This window comes from Azospirillum sp. B21 (genome assembly GCF_008364825.1).
Taxonomy (GTDB): Bacteria; Pseudomonadota; Alphaproteobacteria; order Azospirillales; family Azospirillaceae; genus Azospirillum.
Map to the genome: position 1 here is coordinate 16,990 of NZ_VTTO01000029.1, position 17,822 is coordinate 34,811.

14 protein-coding genes are annotated in these 17,822 nt (G+C 68.5%); 2 read left to right on the plus strand and 12 right to left on the minus strand.

Annotation, left to right across the window (positions count from 1 at the left end):
- Nucleotides 1-126: 126 nt before the first annotated feature.
- The 7 genes from FZ983_RS31965 to FZ983_RS31995 form a co-directional block, all read right to left on the minus strand.
- Nucleotides 127-1,026: a hydroxymethylglutaryl-CoA lyase gene (locus FZ983_RS31965; protein WP_149228778.1), complete on the minus strand. Its 900-nt coding sequence runs from the start codon at nt 1,024-1,026 to the stop codon at nt 127-129.
- A gap of 2 nt (nt 1,027-1,028) precedes the next feature.
- On the minus strand, nt 1,029-3,032 hold the full coding sequence (locus FZ983_RS31970) for an acetyl/propionyl/methylcrotonyl-CoA carboxylase subunit alpha (RefSeq protein ID WP_149228780.1): 2,004 nt from the start codon (nt 3,030-3,032) through the stop codon (nt 1,029-1,031).
- Nucleotides 3,033-3,037: 5 nt separating this feature from the next.
- Complete coding sequence (locus FZ983_RS31975) at nt 3,038-3,820, minus strand: enoyl-CoA hydratase/isomerase family protein (protein ID WP_149228782.1); 783 nt, start codon at nt 3,818-3,820, stop codon at nt 3,038-3,040.
- Nucleotides 3,821-3,831: 11 nt separating this feature from the next.
- Nucleotides 3,832-5,439, minus strand: a complete 1,608-nt coding sequence (locus FZ983_RS31980; RefSeq protein WP_014187821.1) for a carboxyl transferase domain-containing protein — start codon at nt 5,437-5,439, stop codon at nt 3,832-3,834.
- Nucleotides 5,440-5,469: 30 nt separating this feature from the next.
- A complete protein-coding gene (locus tag FZ983_RS31985) occupies nt 5,470-6,603 on the minus strand; it encodes an acyl-CoA dehydrogenase (RefSeq protein WP_149228784.1) in 1,134 nt (377 codons plus the stop codon).
- 160 nt (nt 6,604-6,763) lie between these two features.
- Nucleotides 6,764-7,945 (minus strand): acetyl-CoA C-acyltransferase, encoded by a 1,182-nt coding sequence (locus FZ983_RS31990; RefSeq protein WP_149228786.1) that lies wholly within the window; start codon nt 7,943-7,945, stop codon nt 6,764-6,766.
- A gap of 43 nt (nt 7,946-7,988) precedes the next feature.
- Entirely contained in the window at nt 7,989-9,161 is a 1,173-nt protein-coding gene (locus tag FZ983_RS31995; RefSeq protein ID WP_149228788.1) for an isovaleryl-CoA dehydrogenase, read from the minus strand.
- A gap of 301 nt (nt 9,162-9,462) precedes the next feature.
- Between FZ983_RS31995 and FZ983_RS32000 the strand changes: the two genes are divergently transcribed.
- Nucleotides 9,463-10,458, plus strand: coding sequence for a bile acid:sodium symporter family protein (locus tag FZ983_RS32000; RefSeq protein ID WP_149228790.1), 996 nt, complete (start codon nt 9,463-9,465; stop codon nt 10,456-10,458).
- A 62-nt stretch (nt 10,459-10,520) separates the two neighbouring features.
- On the opposite strand, the gene FZ983_RS32005 is transcribed toward FZ983_RS32000, so the two are convergent.
- Together FZ983_RS32005 and FZ983_RS32010 are read right to left on the minus strand one after the other, a co-directional pair.
- The gene (locus FZ983_RS32005) at nt 10,521-11,939 is read right to left on the minus strand and encodes a hypothetical protein (RefSeq protein ID WP_149228792.1); all 1,419 of its coding nucleotides are present in this window, start codon (nt 11,937-11,939) and stop codon (nt 10,521-10,523) included.
- Nucleotides 11,936-13,042, minus strand: a complete 1,107-nt coding sequence (locus FZ983_RS32010; protein ID WP_149228794.1) for a hypothetical protein — start codon at nt 13,040-13,042, stop codon at nt 11,936-11,938. Before FZ983_RS32010 ends, FZ983_RS32005 begins: the two co-directional genes overlap by 4 nt.
- Nucleotides 13,043-13,455: 413 nt before the next feature.
- Here FZ983_RS32010 and FZ983_RS32015 point away from each other — a divergent pair, with 413 nt between their 5' ends.
- Nucleotides 13,456-13,860, plus strand: a complete 405-nt coding sequence (locus tag FZ983_RS32015) for a 6,7-dimethyl-8-ribityllumazine synthase (protein WP_149228796.1) — start codon at nt 13,456-13,458, stop codon at nt 13,858-13,860.
- A 91-nt stretch (nt 13,861-13,951) separates the two neighbouring features.
- On the opposite strand, the gene FZ983_RS32020 is transcribed toward FZ983_RS32015, so the two are convergent.
- From FZ983_RS32020 to FZ983_RS32030, 3 genes are all read right to left on the minus strand, one after another.
- The gene (locus tag FZ983_RS32020; protein WP_149228798.1) at nt 13,952-14,146 is read right to left on the minus strand and encodes a hypothetical protein; all 195 of its coding nucleotides are present in this window, start codon (nt 14,144-14,146) and stop codon (nt 13,952-13,954) included.
- Between the two features lie 138 nt (nt 14,147-14,284).
- On the minus strand, nt 14,285-16,792 hold the full coding sequence (locus tag FZ983_RS32025; RefSeq protein WP_247884067.1) for a PAS domain-containing protein: 2,508 nt from the start codon (nt 16,790-16,792) through the stop codon (nt 14,285-14,287).
- Nucleotides 16,793-16,908: 116 nt separating this feature from the next.
- Complete coding sequence (locus FZ983_RS32030) at nt 16,909-17,799, minus strand: LysR family transcriptional regulator (RefSeq protein ID WP_149228801.1); 891 nt, start codon at nt 17,797-17,799, stop codon at nt 16,909-16,911.
- Between the last annotated feature and the right edge of the window lie 23 nt (nt 17,800-17,822).

Sequence of the window (17,822 nt, forward strand, 5' to 3'; positions counted from 1 at the left end):
TCACGTCTGGCCGATGACCGCCCCTATATGGGGTGGACCGCGCAAGATGCGAAGGGGCCATTCCCCCGGATACGAAAGGGCCGCACCCCCTTCCGGAGGCGCGGCCCTTCGTTGCCGAAGAGTCCCTCACGCACAACCACGAGCGCGGGCCACCTTCGATGCGGTCGGGCGGCCGATGGCGTCGCTGATGAACGCCCCCGCCGCGATCAGCTTGTCCAGATCCACCCCGGTCTCGATGCCGAGGCCGTTCAGCATGTACAGCACGTCCTCGCTCGCCACGTTTCCGCTGGCCCCCTTGGCATAGGGGCAGCCGCCGAGGCCCGCGACCGAGCTGTCCACCACCGCCACCCCCATCTGCAACGCCGCCAGAATGTTGGCGAGCGCCTGCCCATAGGTGTCGTGGAAATGGACGGCGATCTTCTCCACCGGCACCCGCTCCGCCACCGCGGCGATCATCAGCTGCGCCTTGGTCGGCGTGCCGGTGCCGATGGTGTCGCCCAGCGAGATCTCGTAGCAGCCCATGGCGAACAGCCGTTCCGCCACCTCCGCCACCGCCCGTGGCGCGATCTCCCCCTCATAAGGGCAACCGAGCACGCAGGAGACATAGCCCCGCACCGGCACGCCCGCCGCCTTGGCCTGCTCCATCACGGGGGCGAAGCGGTCCAGACTTTCGGCGATGGAGCAGTTGATGTTCTTCCGGCTGAAGCTTTCCGAGGCGGCACCAAACACCGCTACCTCGTCGGCCTTGGCCGCCAGCGCGCCCTCCAGCCCCTTCAGGTTGGGGGTGAGGGCGGCGTAGCGCACGCCGGGCTTGCGGGCGATGCCGGCCAGCACCTCGGCGCTGTCGCCCATCTGCGGCACCCATTTGGGCGAGACGAAGCTGGCCGCCTCCACCACGCTCAACCCGGCGTCGGACAGGCGGTCGACCAGATCCACCTTGACCGCCGTCGGCACCATGGACTTTTCGTTCTGGAGGCCGTCGCGCGGGCCGACCTCCACCATGCGGACGAATTTCGGCAGTTGCATCGTCAGGCCTCCGCGATGTCGAGAACCAGCAGGTCGACGCCTTCCGACACCTGATCGCCCGCCGCGAAATTCACGGCGCTGACGGTGCCCGCCGCCGGGGCCTTGATGGTGTGCTCCATCTTCATGGCCTCCAGCAGCATCAGCGGCGCGCCGGCCTCGACGCTCTGGCCCGCTTCGACCAGCACGCGGACCACGGTGCCCGGCATCGGCGCGGTCAGACGGCCGGAGCCGCCCTCCTGCTCCGCCGCGCGGGCGCTGGGATCGTCCAGCGTCAGGCGGGACACCGCGCCGTCGATCAGCACGGTGATGTCGAGCCCTTGCTGCACCACGGTGGCGCGGGTTCGCATGCCGCCCAGTGTCGCGGTCAGCAGGCCGTCTGTCAGGCTGACGCCGGTCACCGGCATCGGCTTGCCGCCATCCACCGCAACCTCATAGCCATCGGCGCGGAAGTGCAGCGTCACCTCGCGCGCCGTGTCGCCGTCCATCAGGCGCAGGTCGTAATGGTTCTCCTCGTTCAGCCGCCAGCCATTGGCGAGCAGCCAGGGCGAGTAGCGGTCCGACCGGGCGCGCAATGCCGCCTGGGCCTCCTCCCGGCGCTTCAGCAGCACCGACAGGGATGCCGCGGCCAGCGCCCTGTCCGGCACCGGGGCCGGCGGCGGCAGCAGGTCGGCGCGGTGGCGCTCGATGAAGCCGGTGTCGATCTCCACCGCCTTGAAGGCCGGATGGCCGGCGATGGCGCCGAGGAAGCCGACATTGGTGGTGACGCCGACCACCTCATACTCGGCCAGAGCCACCCGCAGGCGGCGCAGCGCAGAATCGCGGTCCTCGTCCCAGACGATCAGCTTGGCGATCATCGGGTCGTAATACATCGTCACCGAATCGCCTTCGCGCACACCGGTGTCGACGCGGACGTGATCGTTCTCGGCCGGCGGGCGCAACCGCACCAGCTTGCCGATGGCCGGCAGGAAGTCGCGTTGCGGATCCTCGGCATAGAGCCGCGCCTCGAAGGCGTGGCCGCGGCGGGTCAACTGCTCCTGGCGCAGCGGCAGCTCCGCCCCGGCCGCCACGCGCAGTTGCCACTCGACCAGATCCAGGCCGGTGATCTTCTCCGTCACCGGATGTTCCACCTGCAGGCGGGTGTTCATCTCGATGAAGTAGAAGCCGCCATCCTCATAGAGGAACTCGACGGTGCCGGCACCGACATAGTTCACCGCCTTGGCGGCGGCGACCGCGGCCTCGCCCATGCGGCGGCGGATGTCGTCGGGAAGGTTGGGGGCCGGCGCCTCCTCGATCACCTTCTGGTGGCGGCGCTGGACCGAGCAGTCGCGCTCGAACAGATAGACGCCGTTGCCGTGGGTGTCGCAGAAGACCTGGATTTCGACATGGCGCGGCCGGCCGAGATACTTCTCCAGCAGCAGGCTGTCGTCGCCGAAGGCCGCCTTGGCTTCACGCTGGGCGCCGGCCACCGCATCGGCCAGCTCCCCAGCGGCGCGCACCACGCGCATGCCCTTGCCGCCGCCGCCGGCCGACGCCTTGACCAGCACCGGATAGCCGATGCGCTCGGCCTCTGCCGACAGGGTGGCGAAGTCCTGGTCGGTGCCGTGATAGCCCGGCACCAGCGGCACGTCGGCATTCGCCATCAGCCGCTTGGATTCCGCCTTGGAGCCCATGACGCGGATCGCCTCGATCGGCGGGCCGATGAAGACGACGCCGGCCTCCGCACAGGCCGCCGCGAAGCCGGCATTCTCCGACAGGAAGCCGTAACCGGGATGGATGGCCTGGGCGCCCGTGCGCTTCGCCACGTCGAGGATGACGTCGCCGCGCAGATAGCTTTCGCCGACCGGGGCCGGGCCGATGCAGACGGCCTCGTCGGCCATCTGGACATGCATGGCCTTGGCGTCCGCCTCCGAATGGACGGCGACGGTCTTGATGCCGAGGCGGCGGGCGGTGCGGATGACCCGGCAGGCGATTTCGCCACGGTTGGCGATGAGGATCTTGTCGAACATGTGGATCAGCTCCGCCAGGACGGGGTGCGTTTGTCGAGGAAGGCGCCGACGCCCTCCTTGCCTTCGGCGCTGGCGCGCTGGCGGGCAATGCGCTCCGCCGTGTCGCGCATCACCTCTTCGGTCAGCGGCCGGCGGGCGACGGCGCGGATCAGCTCCTTGGCGGCGGTGACCGCCGTCGGCGCGCTGTCCATCAGGTTTCTGACCGTCTTCGCCACCGTCTCCTCCAGCGCGTCGGCGCTGGTCAGCTCATGCAGCAGGCCGATGCGGTGGGCCTCCGCCGCGCTGAAGCGCTCGCCGGTCAGGAAATAGCGGCGGCAGGCGCGCTCGCCGATGGCGGCGATGACATAGGGGCTGATGGCGGCGGGGATGATGCCCAGCCGCACCTCCGACAGGGCGAAGGTCGCCGTCTCGACGCCGATGGCGATGTCGCAGGCCGAGACGAGGCCCACGCCGCCGCCGAAGGCCGGACCCTGCACCACGGCGACCGTCGACTTCGGGCATTCGTCCAGCGTGCGCAGCATGGTGGCGAGGCCCATGGCGTCGGCCAGATTCTCCTGATGGGAGTAGCCGGCCATCTTCTTCATCCAGGACAGATCGGCCCCGGCCGAGAAGCTCTTGCCCACCCCGCGCAACAGGACGACGCGCACCGCCGGATCCTCGCCCACCTGCCGGAAGGCCGATGTGAGGTCGGCGATGACCTGTTCGTTGAAGGCGTTGTGGACGTCGCCGCGGTTCATGGTGACGGTGGCGACGCCGGTGTCGGCGATGTCGATCAGAATGTCGCTCATGCCCGTCTCCATCACATCCGGAAGACGCCGAAGGGCGTCTTCGGCACCGGGGCGTTCAGCGAGGCCGACAGGCCGAGGCCCAGCACCATGCGGGTGTCGGCCGGGTCGATGATGCCGTCGTCCCACAGCCGGGCACTGGCGTAATAGGCATGGCTCTCGCGCTCGAACTGGGCGCGGATCGGCGCCTTCAGCGCCTCCTCGTCCTCGGCCGACCACGGCTTGCCCTGGGCTTCCATGGCGTCGCGCTTGACCTGGGCTAGCACGCCGGCCGCCTGCTCGCCGCCCATGACGGAGATGCGGGCGTTCGGCCACATCCACATGAAGCGCGGGCTGTAGGCGCGGCCGCACATGCCGTAATTGCCGGCGCCATAGCTGCCGCCGATGATGACAGTGAATTTCGGCACCTTGGCGCAGGCGACCGCGGTGACCAGCTTGGCGCCGTCCTTGGCGATGCCGCCGGCCTCGTACTTGCGGCCCACCATGAAGCCGGTGATGTTCTGCAGGAACACCAGTGGGATGCGGCGCTGGCAGCACAGCTCGACGAAATGGGCGCCCTTCAGGGCGGATTCGCTGAACAGGATTCCGTTGTTGGCGATGATGCCGACCGGATAGCCGAAGATGTGGGCGAAGCCGGTCACCAGCGTCGTGCCGTAGAGCGGCTTGAACTCGTCGAAGCGCGACCCGTCGACCACCCTCGCGATCACCTCGCGCACGTCGAAGGGCTTGCGGGCGTCGCTGGGGATGACGCCGTAGAGCTCGCGCGGGTCGAAAGCCGGTTCCTCCGGCTCGCGGAGATCCAGGTCGATGTGCTTGGCGCGGTTCAGGTTCGACACCACGCGGCGCGCCATCGCCAGAGCGTGGGCGTCGTTCATCGCGTAATGGTCGGTGACGCCGGACGTGCGGGAATGGACGTCGGCGCCGCCGAGATCCTCGGCCGACACCACCTCGCCGGTCGCGGCCTTCACCAGCGGCGGGCCGCCCAGGAAGATGGTGCCCTGGTTGCGGACGATGATCGCCTCGTCCGACATTGCCGGGACATAGGCGCCGCCGGCGGTGCAGCTGCCCATCACCACGGCGATCTGCGGGATGCCCTCGGCCGACATGTTGGCCTGGTTGTAGAAGATGCGGCCGAAATGGTCGCGGTCGGGGAAGACCTCGTCCTGGTTCGGCAGGTTGGCGCCGCCGCTGTCGACCAGATAGATGCAGGGCAGGTTGTTCTGCTGGGCGATCTCCTGCGCGCGCAGGTGCTTCTTGACCGTCAGCGGGTAATAGGTGCCGCCCTTCACCGTCGCGTCATTGGCGACGATCATGCACTCCTGCCCGGCGACGCTGCCGATGCCGGCGATGATGCCGGCGGACGGGATGTCCTCGGCATAGACGCCGTCGGCAGCCAGCTGCGACAGCTCCAGAAACGGCGAGCCGACGTCGAGCAACTGGCGGATGCGCTCGCGCGGCAGCAGCTTGCCGCGGGCGAGGTGCTTTTCACGCGCCTTGGCGCCGCCGCCCTGCTGGATGGCGGCGACCTTCCGGCGCAGATCGTCGACCAGCGCCTGCATGGCGTCGGCGTTGGCCTGGAACTCGGCGGAGCGCGCGTTCAGGGCGCTCTTCAGGACGGTCATGCCGTCTTCCTCCCGGTTTGGCGGTCTTGGTTATTGGGTGAGAGCGCGGCTGATGACCAACCGCTGAATGTCGCTGGTGCCCTCATAGATCTGGCAGACCCGGACGTCGCGGTAGATGCGCTCGACCGGGAAATCGTTGAGATAGCCATAGCCGCCATGGATCTGGATGGCGTCGGAACAGACCTTCTCGGCGATCTCGGAGGCGAACAGCTTGGCCATCGCCGCTTCCTTCATGCAGGGCACCCCGGCATCGCGCAAGGATGCCGCATGCAGCACCATCTGGCGCGCGGCTTCCACGCGGGTCGCCATGTCGGCGAGGCGGAAGGCGACAGCCTGATGCTGGATGATCGGCACGCCCATGCTCTGGCGCTCCTGGGCGTAACGGATGGCATGGTCCAGCGCCGAACGGGCCATGCCGACCGACTGCGAGGCGATGCCGATGCGCCCGCCCTCCAGGTTCGCCAGCGCCACCTTGTAGCCGGCGCCTTCGGCCCCGAGCATCAGGTCGGCGGGAACCCGGCACTCCTCGAAGACGATCTGGCAGGTGTCGGAGCAGTGCTGGCCCAGCTTCTCCTCCGTCCGCGCGACCTGATAGCCCGGCGTGTCGGTCGGCACGATGAAGGCGCTGAGCCCCTTCTTCCCTGCCGCCGGATCGGTCACGGCGAAGACGATGGCGACATCCGCCTGCGAGCCGGAGGTGATGAACTGCTTGGTGCCGTTCAGCACCCAATGCTCGCCGTCGCGCCGGGCGCGGGTCTTGATCGCCGAGGCGTCGGACCCCGCCTGGGGTTCGGTCAGGCAGAAGGCGCCCAGCATCTCGCCGCGCGCCATCGGCTTCAGGAAACGGTCCTTCTGAGCGTCCGTTCCGAATTTCAGGATCGGCATGCAGCCGACCGAGTTGTGCACGCTCATGATGGTGGACACCGCCCCGTCGCCGGCGGCGATCTCCTCGATGGCGAGCGCGTAGGCGACATGGTCGGTGGCGGCCCCGCCATATTCCTCCGGCACCAGCATGCCCATCAGGCCGAGTTCGCCCATCTCGGCGAGTTCCGCCTTGGGAAAGGCGCCGCTGCGGTCGCGCTCGGCGGCGGTCGGGGCGAGCCGGTCCTGCGCGAAGGCGCGGGCCATGTCGCGGACCATGGTCTGTTCTTCGGTCAGGTGCATCGGGCGTTTCCTCGGGCGATGGTTCTTTGTTGGTGGCGTTTACCCCCACCCTAACCCTCCCCCGCTGGGCGGGGGAGGGGACTGGTGCTGATGCGGGAGAGGGGTGGCAGTCCCTCCCCCGCCCAGCGGGGGAGGGTTAGGGTGGGGGTCTAACTGCCCCTTACACCCGCTCCACCGCAATCGCCGTAGCCTCACCGCCACCGATACACAGCGACGCCACGCCCCGCTTCAGGTCGTACTTCTCCAGCGCCGCCAGCAGCGTCACGATGATCCGCGCCCCCGACGCCCCGATGGGATGCCCCAGCGCGCAGGCGCCGCCATGGACGTTCACCTTGTCGTGCGGCAGGTCCAGATCCCGCATCGCCGCCATGGTCACCACGGCGAACGCCTCGTTGATCTCGAACAGGTCGACATCGCGGGCCGACCAACCCACTTTCTCGAACAGCTTCTGCATCGCACCAACCGGAGCGGTGGTGAACAGCGCCGGCTGCTGGGCGTGGTTGGAATGGCCCTTGATCTCGGCGATCACGCGCAGGCCGCGGCGGTCCGCCTCGCTGCGGGTGGTGACGACCAGCGCAGCACCACCGTCGGAAATCGACGACGCGTTCGCCGCCGTCACCGTGCCGTCCTTGGCGAAGGCGGGCTTCAGCGTCGGGATCTTCTTCGGATCGCCCTTGCCCGGCTGCTCGTCGGTGTCGACCAGCGTATCGCCCTTGCGGCCCTTGACCAGCACCGGCGCGATCTCCGCCTTGAAGGAGCCGTCCTCCACCGCCTTGCGGGCGCGGGTCAGGCTTTCGATGGCGTAGTTGTCCTGCGCCTCGCGGGTGAAGTTGTAACTGCTGGCGCATTCCTCGGCGAAGGTGCCCATCAGGCGGCCCTTCTCGTAGGCGTCCTCCAGACCGTCGAAGAACATGTGGTCCAGCACCTTGCCGTGACCCATGCGGTAGCCGGCGCGGGCGCGGTCCAGCAGGTAGGGGGCGTTCGACATGCTCTCCATGCCGCCGGCGACCACCACCTTGGCCGAGCCGGCCTTGATGACGTCATGGGCGAACATCACCGCCCGCATGCCCGACCCGCAGACCTTGGAGATGGTGGTGCAGCCGACGCCCTTCGGCAGCCCGGCGCCCAGCGCCGCCTGACGTGCCGGGGCCTGGCCCAGACCGGCCGACAGCACGTTGCCCATGAACACCTCGTCCACCGCGTCCGCGGCAAGGCCCGAGCGTTCGAGCGCCGCCTGGATGGCGACGGCACCAAGCTGCGGCCCGGTCAGGCCCATGAGGTCGCCCTGGAAGCCGCCCATCGGCGTGCGGACGGCGGCGGCGATGACGATGCTGTCGGTCATGGTGGTCGGTCCCTTTCCCTCTGTGCCTTGTAGCCGATCCGCTTTACGCGGTTTCCTTGAACAGTTCGCGCCCGATCAGCATGCGGCGGATCTCGCTGGTCCCGGCGCCGATCTCGTAGAGCTTGGCGTCGCGCAGCAGGCGGCCGGTCGGGTATTCATTGATGTAGCCGTTGCCCCCCAGGGTTTGAATGGCCTCCAACGCCATCCAGGTCGCCTTTTCGGCGGAGAACAGGATGGCGGCGGCGGCGTCCTTGCGGGTGGTCTCGCCGCGGTCGCACGCCTTGCACACGGCGTACACATAGGCCTTGGCGGCGTTCATGATCGTGTACATGTCGGCCAGCTTGCCCTGCATCAGCTGGAACTCGCCGATGGACTGGCCGAACTGCTTGCGGTCGTGGACATAGGGGATCACCACGTCCATGCAGGCCTGCATGATGCCGAGCGGACCACCGGACAGCACCGCGCGCTCGTAGTCCAGGCCGGACATCAGCACGTTCACGCCGCGGCCGACGCCGCCCAGGATGTTCTCCTCCGGCACCTCGCAGTCCTCGAACACCAGCTCGCCGGTGTTGGAGCCGCGCATGCCCAGCTTGTCCAGCTTCTGCGCCACCGAGAAGCCCTTGAAGCCCTTTTCCACCAGGAAGGCGGTGATGCCGCGCGGGCCGGCGTTGATGTCGGTCTTGGCGTAGATCACCAGCGCGTCGGCGTCGGGGCCGTTGGTGATCCACATCTTGGTGCCGTTCAGGACGTAACGGTCGCCCTTCTTCTCGGCCCGCAGCTTCATCGACACCACGTCGGACCCGGCGTTCGGTTCCGACATCGCCAGCGCGCCGATATGCTCGCCGGAGATCAGCTTGGGTAGGTAGCGGCGCTTCTGCTCCTCGGTGCCGTTCTTGCGGATCTGGTTGACGCAGAGGTTCGAATGGGCGCCGTAGCTGAGCCCCACCGAGGCCGAGGCGCGGGACACCTCCTCCATCGCCACGACATGCTCCAGATAGCCCATGCCGGCGCCGCCATATTCCTCCTCGACCGTCACGCCGAGGATGCCGAGGTCGCCCATCTTGCGCCACAGCTCGTTCGGGAACTCGTTGGTATGGTCGATCTCGGCAGCGCGGGGGGCGATCTCGTTGGCGGCGAAGCTGCGCACCGAATCGCGCAGCATGTCGGCCGATTCACCGAGGTCGAAATTCAGGCTGGGGTACTGGTTGGACAGCATGGCGTATCGCTCCCCTGGGAAATCATCCGTTCTTTGACCATACGTTACCGTATGGCGCGGCGGGTGGCAAGGGGTAGCTGAAGGCTGTGAAAACCAGCATTTCCTCAAGGGATTAAGGCCCATCCGCCGCTGCGTATACACTGCCGCATCGTGGAAACACGGCGAAAAAGGCAATCGTTTCAAGGCTGCCATGCGCGCCTCCGGACTGGGTGCGGCGTGGTCGCGCTTTCATATTGCTGCGGTGCGGGGGTAGTTTGGATACCGTATACCTGGGACGCTGCATTAGGGGGAGCCTGCAACGATGATCCGCGTACCGCGCCCGAACATGGACGGCTTCACCATCGCCCTGGTGGCGACCGTCGGTCTGGCGACCGTGTTGCCGGTGCAGGGCCAGATCGCCCAGGGGGTGCATTATCTGGCGGAGGCGGCCATCGCGCTGCTGTTCTTCCTGCACGGCGCCCGTCTGCCGCGGGAAGAGGTGGTGGCGGGCATGTCGCACTGGCGCCTGCACCTGCTGATCTTCAGCCTGACCTTCGTCGCCTTCCCGCTGATCGGCTGGGCGGTGGTGGCGACGCTGCCGCACAGCCTGCTGCCGCCGGCCCTGGCGGTAGGGGTGCAGTTCCTCTGCCTGCTGCCGTCCACCGTCCAGTCCTCCATCGCCTTCACGTCAATGGCGCGGGGCAACGTCGCGGCGGCGGTGTGCAGTTCCACCCTGTCCAACATCTCCGGCATCCTGATGACGCCGCTGCTGGTGGCGCTGTTCCTGAAGGTGCAGGGGGGTGCGCTGTCGCTGGACACGCTGCAGACCATCGCGGCACAGCTTCTGCTGCCCTTCGTCGCCGGACAGCTGCTGCGGCGCTGGGTCGGCGCCTGGGCGGCCCGGCACAAGGAGATGCTGAAGTTCACCGACCGCGGATCGATCCTGCTGGTCGTCTACATCGCCTTCAGCGAGGCGGTGGTGAACGGGCTGTGGCATCAGGTGCCCCCGGCGGCGCTGGGCATGGTGGTGCTGATCGACTGCGCGATCCTGGCGCTTTTCCTGGTCGGCACGACTCTGCTCAGCCGCCGCCTGGGCTTCTCCCGCGCCGACGAGGCGGTGATCGTCTTCTGCGGATCGAAGAAGTCGCTGGTCAGCGGCGTGCCGATGGCCGGCGTGCTGTTCGCCCCGGCCACCGCCGGTCTGGTGCTGCTGCCGGTGATGGTGTTCCACCAGATCCAGCTGATGGTCGGCGCCGTGCTGGCCCGCCGCTACGCCGAGGAAGAGGAAGCACGCGACGCCCTGCCGGCGACGTCGTGAGGGTGTGTCCTCTCCCGGACAGAGTCCCCTCTCCCCCCGGGGAGAGGAGGAAGCAGGCACCCCTACTCCTCTCCGAACTCTCCCGTAGCCGCCATGATGGCGGTGCGGAGCCGGTCAGCCTTGGCGGGGCCGGCAACCATTTCCAGCAGGCGCAGGGCATAGAACAGGTTCATCTCCGCCGTCTCCGCATCGTCGGGGTCGCCGGCGGCCTTGGGATACTGCGCCAGCAGGGCCTGAGCCCGCTCCAGCAGGCCCTTTTCCATCGACGCCATGGCGTCTTTCAGCGGCTGGTGCAGGCCGAGCGCGTCGGCCAGCCCCTCGCACCGGCGCAAGGCGCGGGCATGATCCTCCGCCGCGGTCTGGGCGTCGTCGTCCACGGCAACCGGCCGGCCACTGGCAGCGGGGGCCGCCACCACGGTCAGGATGCCCTGGGGCGCGGTGTCGAGAACGCTGCCGGTCACCATGGTCCGCACCGCCGCCTTCACCGCGTCCAGCCGCTCGCGATAGACCGGCTCGGCCAGGAAATCCATGACGGCAGAGGTGGTGTTGACGCTGGCGACCAGCCGTTCGGCGATGGCGATGGCCTCCTCCGGAGCGATGGCGACGGCAGCCCCGCCGGCCCCGTCCCGCTTCCCGTCCAGGCGGGCGCTCCGCTCCTCCAGGTTGGTGACGACCAGCCCGCTCAGTTGGGCGAAGATCACCGGCTGCTCCCGCCGCGCCTTGCCGAGGTCGATGTCGTTCAGCACGGCCAGCAGGTCGGCCGGGTTCGCCATGCGGGAGGCGGCGACCAGCAGCAGGTAATAGACCAGCGTCGGTGATTGGCGCGCCGCCGCCTGGGCCGCCTGCTCGATGGCCTCGACATGGTGGTCGTCCAGCGCCGGCAGCGGCTTGGGCGCCAGCGCGTCCTTCAGCGCCTCCACCGTCAGCCCGATGTCCAGGAAGGCGGCGACGTCCAGAACCTGCCGCCGCAGCTCCTCGTCGCCGTGAAGCAGCCGCCACACCATCTGGCGCGATCCGTCCTGCTCCACCGCCCCCCGAATGGCTTGCGCCGCCATCGGCCACAGCCGGCGCCCGATGTTGCGCAGCGCGTTGAGATTGCCGGGCGCCGTCTCCTGCACCTGCCGGTCGAGCTGGTCGATCAGGGCGGTGTCGCCGCACTCCGTCACCAGCCGCCAGACCGGTTCGATCACCCGCCGCTCGATGCGGCCCAGCGGCACGTCGACGCCGCTGAGGCTCTCCAGCACATCCTCGAATGGCATGCACAGGACGCGCTTCATCGTCGGCCGGCGATCGGGCCGCACCTGGACCAGCCGCGGGCGGATGGCGGCGAAGGTCTGGCGCACGTCGGGATGGTCGCGCACCCGCTCCAGCAGGCGGACGACCTCGATGAACTTGTCCTCGGGGATGTCGAACAGCCGGCTTTCCAGCCCCGGCAGGTGGTCGATCTTGCCCCGTCCCGATCCGTCCGCCGCTTCAGTCATGGCGCGCGCGCTTTCACCGCCTCGATCCGGCGGATGGCGTCCATGTCCATCTGGCCCGTGCGCCAATCCTCCAGCATGCGGACGGAACGGCGCTGGGCCTGCCTCACCTGCTTGGCATCCTCCACGAAGTCACGGCTGGACTCCTTCCTCGGCAGCAGGGGCAGGATGCGGAACAGATCGTTGACGGTCGCGGCCTGCTGGTGGTGGTCCTCGGTCTGCACCACCTCCCAGGCCCCGGTGATGTGGCTCCAGCCGTCGAGCAGCCACGCCATCCGCGCCGCCTGGGCGCGCACGCGGACGATCTCGACGTCCCAGTCGCGCATCAGCGGGCCGATCGCTTCGATGCGGCGATGAAAGTCGCCCAGAACCTTGTCGCCGATGGCGATGGTGTGCTGCGCCACCTCCGCGCAGAAGGCGGCGACCGGGGCGGCCTCGCTCGGCACCTCGCGCGCCCAGTCGGTCAGGCTGTCGCGGAAGCCCTTCAAATCCATCAGTCCGCGCACCAGCCGGCCGGGCTTGGGCGAGCGCGCCAGCCCGACCGGGGCGGCGACCGCGGCGACGTCGGCCAGCCGGGAATAGAGCAGCGTCGCGTCCATCCGCAGGCTTTCCGCCGCGCGGGTCATCAGTTGGCGGGTCAGCCGCTGGCCTTCGTCGGTGTCGATGCCGGCCTTCAGCATCTCCGGCGATTCCAGCCCGACCGCCTTCAGGATCGCCAGGATCAGCAGGTAATGGGTGAGGGTGCTCTGCTCCTCGTCCTCCTCCAGCGCGTGGCGGGCGGCCTGCGCCGCCTTCGGCCCGGCCAGCCCGCGCCGCGCCGCCTTCAGCGTCGCCCGGCGGATCTCATGGGGGGAACAGGCGTCCTCCTTCACGATCAGGTCATGGAGATAGCGGTCGTGCATGGTCATCGACACCATGTCGGGAACCGATTTCCAGGCGACCACATAGATGCCCATCCCCTGCGACAGGCTGGGGATCAGCACCTCCAGCTTGGACCGTTCGCCGCGGCGCACGCGGGTCTGCGACAGCAGCGGCGTGGTGAAGGCCACCGCGGCCCCCCGTTCCTCGAAGGTCGACGGCGCGTATTCGATCGCACCCTTCAACATGATTGCCGTTCCGGATTCGCCTGACCGATCTGTTACGGCCGCGCCGCCCTTCAGGCCAGGACCGGCGCGCGCCATACCCACCCATTACTACATGGTCGCAACACAAGCGGCGGCGAGCAATTTGTACCGATTTGTAGCACGCTGCGACGGCCTGCCGCAGTTGGGAGCGAACCGTATGCTAAGCCAGACCTTGACCGCGAACGGTTATCCTTCGCCGAAGCCTTGATGCAGTGCGGCGGAAGGCGGGCCGCCCATGAAAATGGGGCGCGAAACCTTTGAAGGGTCGGCAGAAATTTTCGAACAAGTGACGGCCCTTGCGCTTTGCGCGGCGACGCGACAGTTTGGGCGCAGGTTCAGACCGTGACACTTCAGACCGCCGGACTTCGGGCCGCCAATCAGGGGAGAGACAGAGGGTGAGCAACATCGGCATCGTGCTCGGACGGTTCCACCGCAAGGAGGGGGAAGAGATGCTGGACGAGGCGCGCGCGGTCGCCGCCCGCCGCGGCCTCGGCATCGTCGCGGAGGTTTGGGTTCCCGGCTCGATGGAAAAGCCCTTGGCGATCAAGCGCCTGCTGATGCGCGACGACGTGGCCGGCGCGGTGGCGCTGGGCATCATCGAGCGGGGCGAGACCGAACATGGCAACGTCATGGGCCATGCGGTGATCCGCAGCCTGATCGACCTGCAGCTTCAGTTCATGAAGCCGGTCGGCGTCGGCATCCTCGGGCCGGGCATCAACCCGTCTCAGATCCCGCCACGCATCCGCCCCTACGCCGCCGCCGCGGTGAACGCCTGCGCCGACCTGATCGAGCAGGGCTGACGCCCTTGCGTTCCGGCGGGGCTTCACCGGTGCACAACACGCATCGCCCCGCCGAACGGCAGGCCGCCCCCGGCCGTCGGGGCGCCCGCACCTAACGCGACCGCCGCGACGCTCCCAAAGCACTTCCAAGAACGACCAGCCCCAGCCCAAGCAGCGCCAGCAGTGCACCGGGCGTAGCGATCAGCAGCGTCAGGGTGCTCTCCGGCGCGTCCAGGCCCATGAACACCACCGCCAGCAATGCCCAGGCTCCTCCGCAGAGCATGGCGAGCCATCCGAGAATATTCACGATCCCTCCCGCGATCCCGCCCATGCCGGCCGGCGGTCCAGCTTAGGGCCGCGCCGCGGTCGAACAAAGTCCGGGCCGGAGCCCGAGCCGCGACATTTGCGCCTTTCTTCCGGATGGCGAGGCAGGGCGCAGGCCCGGTCACTGCAACCCCAGCAGTTCGCCGAGCGCATGGCTGAGCTGGCGCGGGGTCACCGGCTTGTGGATGATGCCCAGCCCATGGGCGGAGGCGTCGCGTTCGCACTCGGGGCCGGTCTCGCCGGTCAGGATCAGGCCCGGAACCGGTGGTCCGCCCGCCTCTTCGAACAGCGCGCGGATGCTGGCGACGGCGTCCGTCCCGAAGCGGCCTTCGCGCAGGCGGTAGTCGGCGACGATCAGATCGGGACGGCGGCCGCTGCGGCGCAGCGCCTCCACCGCCTTTTCGGCGGAACCGGCGACCAGCACCTCATAGCCCCATTCGCGGAAGATCGTCTCCAGCCCCAGAAGCACGATGGCGTCGTCATCCACCACCACGGCGAAGCGGCCGTGGCCGGTCGTCGCCGCTTCCGCCGGACCGAGCGGACGCTCGATGGTCCGGCCGAGCGGCAGGGCGATGACGAAGCTGGTCCCCTCCCCCGGCTTCGACTGGACGTCCACGGGATGGTTCAGCAGCTGCGACAGCCGCCGCACGATGGCAAGTCCGAGGCCGAGGCCGCGGTTGCGGTCGCGTTCCGAATTGCCGACCTGATGGAATTCCTCCCAGATGCGTTCCAGATGGTCGGGCGGGATGCCGATGCCGGTGTCGCGCACCTCGATCAGCAGGCGGCCGCCGGTCTGCCGGCATTCGATGTCGATCCGGCCGTTCTCTGTGTAACGCAGCGCGTTCTCCACCAGATTGCGCACCATGCGGGTCAGCAGCGTGCGGTCGGTGCAGGCGGCGGCGTTGCAGGACAGGACATGCAGCTCCAGCCCCTTGGCCGCCGCGACCGGCCGGTAGGAGGCGGCGATGTGGTCGAACAGCGGGACCATGGGCACGATCTCGATGTTCGGCTGCACCACCCCGGCATCCAGCCGCGACATGTCCAAAAGGCTGTCGAGCAGCTCCTTCAGCGCGTCCAGCCCGCGGCCGAGATGCATCAGCGCGTTGGCGCCCTGGCTGCCCTGCACATGGGGCTTCAGCACGTCGACGAACAGCAGCAGCGCCTGCAGCGGCTGGCGCAGGTCGTGGCTGGCGGCGGCCAGGAACTTGCCCTTGGCCTGGTCGGCCGCCTCCGCCGTCTCCTTCGCCTGCATCAGCGCCTGCTGCGCCTGCCGCCGGGCGGTGATGTCGCGGAAATAGACCGACAGCCCGTCCGGGCTGGGATACATGCTGATCTCGATCCAGTCGCCGAGGATGGGCGACTTCACCTCGACGGTCATCTCCCGCCCTTCGCGCACCGCCTGCTTCTGCGCCTCGAACGCTTCGCTGCCCAGCACATTGGGGAAGGCGTCCCAAAAGTGCCGGCCAAGCAGGGTATCGCGTGACCGGCCCCACAGCTGTTCCGCCTTGCGGTTGATGTAGGTGAAGCGCCAGTCGTGATCGACGGCATAGAAGGCGTCGCTGATGCTCTCCAGGATCAAGACCGCCCGCTCGTGCGAGGCGCGCGCCTCCTCCTCCGCCCGCTTGCGCATGGTGATGTCGCGGGAGAAGCAGCCGACCCCCTCCGCCGTCGGCAGGATGCGGATCTCCAGCCACAACGTGGTGTCCTCGCCGTCCAGGCGTTTCTCCATGCTGGTCGGCACCCGCTCCGTCATGGTCTTGCGGCACAGCACCTCCAGATCGGAGCCGGCGAGCTGCGGCCAGATCTCCCACAGGCGGCGCCCACGGATCGCCGACAGGGGCTGATGGTCGAGCTGCTCGGCCCGCCGGTTCTGGTAGATCACCCGGTAATCGCGGTCGAGCGCCACCAGCGCCTCGTCGATGCTATCCAGGATGTCGCTGGCACGCTTGCGCGCGTCGGCGATGGCCTCTTCCATCCGCCGCTCGTCGGTGCGGTCGTGCAGGATCCACAGGAACCCCTCCTCGTCGCCCTGCAGCGGCAGGATGGTCAGCGCCCCCCAGACCACGGAGCCGTCGCGCCGGCGGAAGGCCCGTTCCTCCTGCATGCGACCTTCGGCCAGCGCCCGCAGCCTCAGCGCATCGGGCACGCCGGCCACGACATCCTCCGGCGGAAAGAGAAAGGCGACCGGGCGGCCCTGCGCCTCTTCCTCCGTCCAGCCCAGGATGCGGACGGATCCGGGATTCCAGCTGGTCACCCGGCCGTCCGGCGATAAGGTCAGGATGGCGTGGCCGACGGCGCTGTCCAGGATGGCGCGCAGCCGCCTTTCGCTGTCGGCATGGGCGGCGCGGCTGTGCTCCAGGGCATCGAAGGCGGTGCGCAGATCCTCGTTGAGCGCATTGACCGTCAGCAGGTCGTCGCAGCCGGTGCAGGCGGTGGCGAGGGCGGCGCTCAGCCGCGCGTTTTCCCGCTCCAGCTCTTCCACCCGCGCCGCCAGCTGCGCATCGGGAGCGGTACCCGGTTGGGCGGTCGGCCGAGTGTTCGGGGAAGCGTTCGGTTGGGCATCCGGACCCGCCCCGCCCCCCATCCGGCTGGTCGCGGGCTCATCCGGGAGAGACTGCGGCTTGGTCATAGGCGCTCAAGAAAAACGAAAGTCTCAGTAGACGAGAGTGCGCAAGACCGAAAGCCCCTGTAAACCCTCCAAAGGAAATAGGACTGATGATTACAGAAACAGAGGATTTATGTTTATCAATACCGCATATCTTTGATCGCCCTCACCATTGCCCGCACTCCGGGTTCAGGCACTTTGTCACGCCGCAAAACCAACCCTAGCGTGCGAACCAGCGGTGGAGACAGAGATTGGACTGCGAAGCGGTCGCAATCGCTTGGTCCCTGGACGGTGACCGACGGCAGGATCGACCGGCCGAGCCCGGCGGCGACGAGGTTCTTGATCGCCTCGACATTGCCCAGTTCCATCGACGGACGCGGCTGCACGCCGCCGGCCATAAACCAGCCGTCGATCACCGCCCGCATGGTGCCGCCGCGCTCGTAGAGGATCAGCGCCCCGTCCGCCAGCGCCGCCGGGGCGATGCCGTCCGGCCCCGGCCCATCCCCGATCCGCGGCCCGACGCAGACCAGCTCCTCGCTGCACACCGGTTCGATGGACAGGCCGGCGCGGACGGCCGGCAGCGTGACCAGCGCGAGGTCAAGCGCCCCGGCTTCCACCGCGTCCAGGATGTCGGGCGTATTGCCGGTGACGACGATGATCTCCAGCCCCGGATGGGCGGCACGCAGTGCGGTCAGGATCGGCGGCAGGCGGTAGATGCAGGCGGTGGCGCCGGTGCCGATGCGCACGCGCCCCGCCTGTCCGGCGCGGTGACGTCCCATGGCGGCGGATGCCGCCTCCACCTCGTCGCGCATGCGGCGGATGAAGGGCAGCAAATCGCGGCCGGCCGCCGTCGGCAGGGCGCGCTTGCCGACCCGCTCAACCAGACGCACGCCGAAGCGTTCCTCCAGATTGCGGATCTGCATGCTGACCGCCGGCTGGGTCAGGCCGAGCCGGCTTGCCGCCTCGGTGAAGCCGCCATGTTCGACGACGGTGGCGAAGGTGATGAGTTGGTCGAGATTCAGGCCGCGCATACCCACAGCCTTCCTTATGATTC

Bases quoted from the DNA above. Each gene is read 5' to 3' on its own strand.
- FZ983_RS31990 (WP_149228786.1), bottom strand. From the start codon at position 7,945: ATGACCGACAGCATCGTCATCGCCGCCGCCGTCCGCACGCCGATGGGC.
- FZ983_RS32005 (WP_149228792.1), bottom strand. From the start codon at position 11,939: ATGACTGAAGCGGCGGACGGATCGGGACGGGGCAAGATCGACCACCTG.
- FZ983_RS32000 (WP_149228790.1), top strand. From the start codon at position 9,463: ATGATCCGCGTACCGCGCCCGAACATGGACGGCTTCACCATCGCCCTG.
- FZ983_RS31995 (WP_149228788.1), bottom strand. From the start codon at position 9,161: ATGCTGTCCAACCAGTACCCCAGCCTGAATTTCGACCTCGGTGAATCG.
- FZ983_RS31985 (WP_149228784.1), bottom strand. From the start codon at position 6,603: ATGCACCTGACCGAAGAACAGACCATGGTCCGCGACATGGCCCGCGCC.
- FZ983_RS31980 (WP_014187821.1), bottom strand. From the start codon at position 5,439: ATGACCGTCCTGAAGAGCGCCCTGAACGCGCGCTCCGCCGAGTTCCAG.
- FZ983_RS31965 (WP_149228778.1), bottom strand. From the start codon at position 1,026: ATGCAACTGCCGAAATTCGTCCGCATGGTGGAGGTCGGCCCGCGCGAC.
- FZ983_RS32030 (WP_149228801.1), bottom strand. From the start codon at position 17,799: ATGCGCGGCCTGAATCTCGACCAACTCATCACCTTCGCCACCGTCGTC.
- FZ983_RS32010 (WP_149228794.1), bottom strand. From the start codon at position 13,042: ATGTTGAAGGGTGCGATCGAATACGCGCCGTCGACCTTCGAGGAACGG.
- FZ983_RS31970 (WP_149228780.1), bottom strand. From the start codon at position 3,032: ATGTTCGACAAGATCCTCATCGCCAACCGTGGCGAAATCGCCTGCCGG.
- FZ983_RS31975 (WP_149228782.1), bottom strand. From the start codon at position 3,820: ATGAGCGACATTCTGATCGACATCGCCGACACCGGCGTCGCCACCGTC.
- FZ983_RS32025 (WP_247884067.1), bottom strand. From the start codon at position 16,792: ATGACCAAGCCGCAGTCTCTCCCGGATGAGCCCGCGACCAGCCGGATG.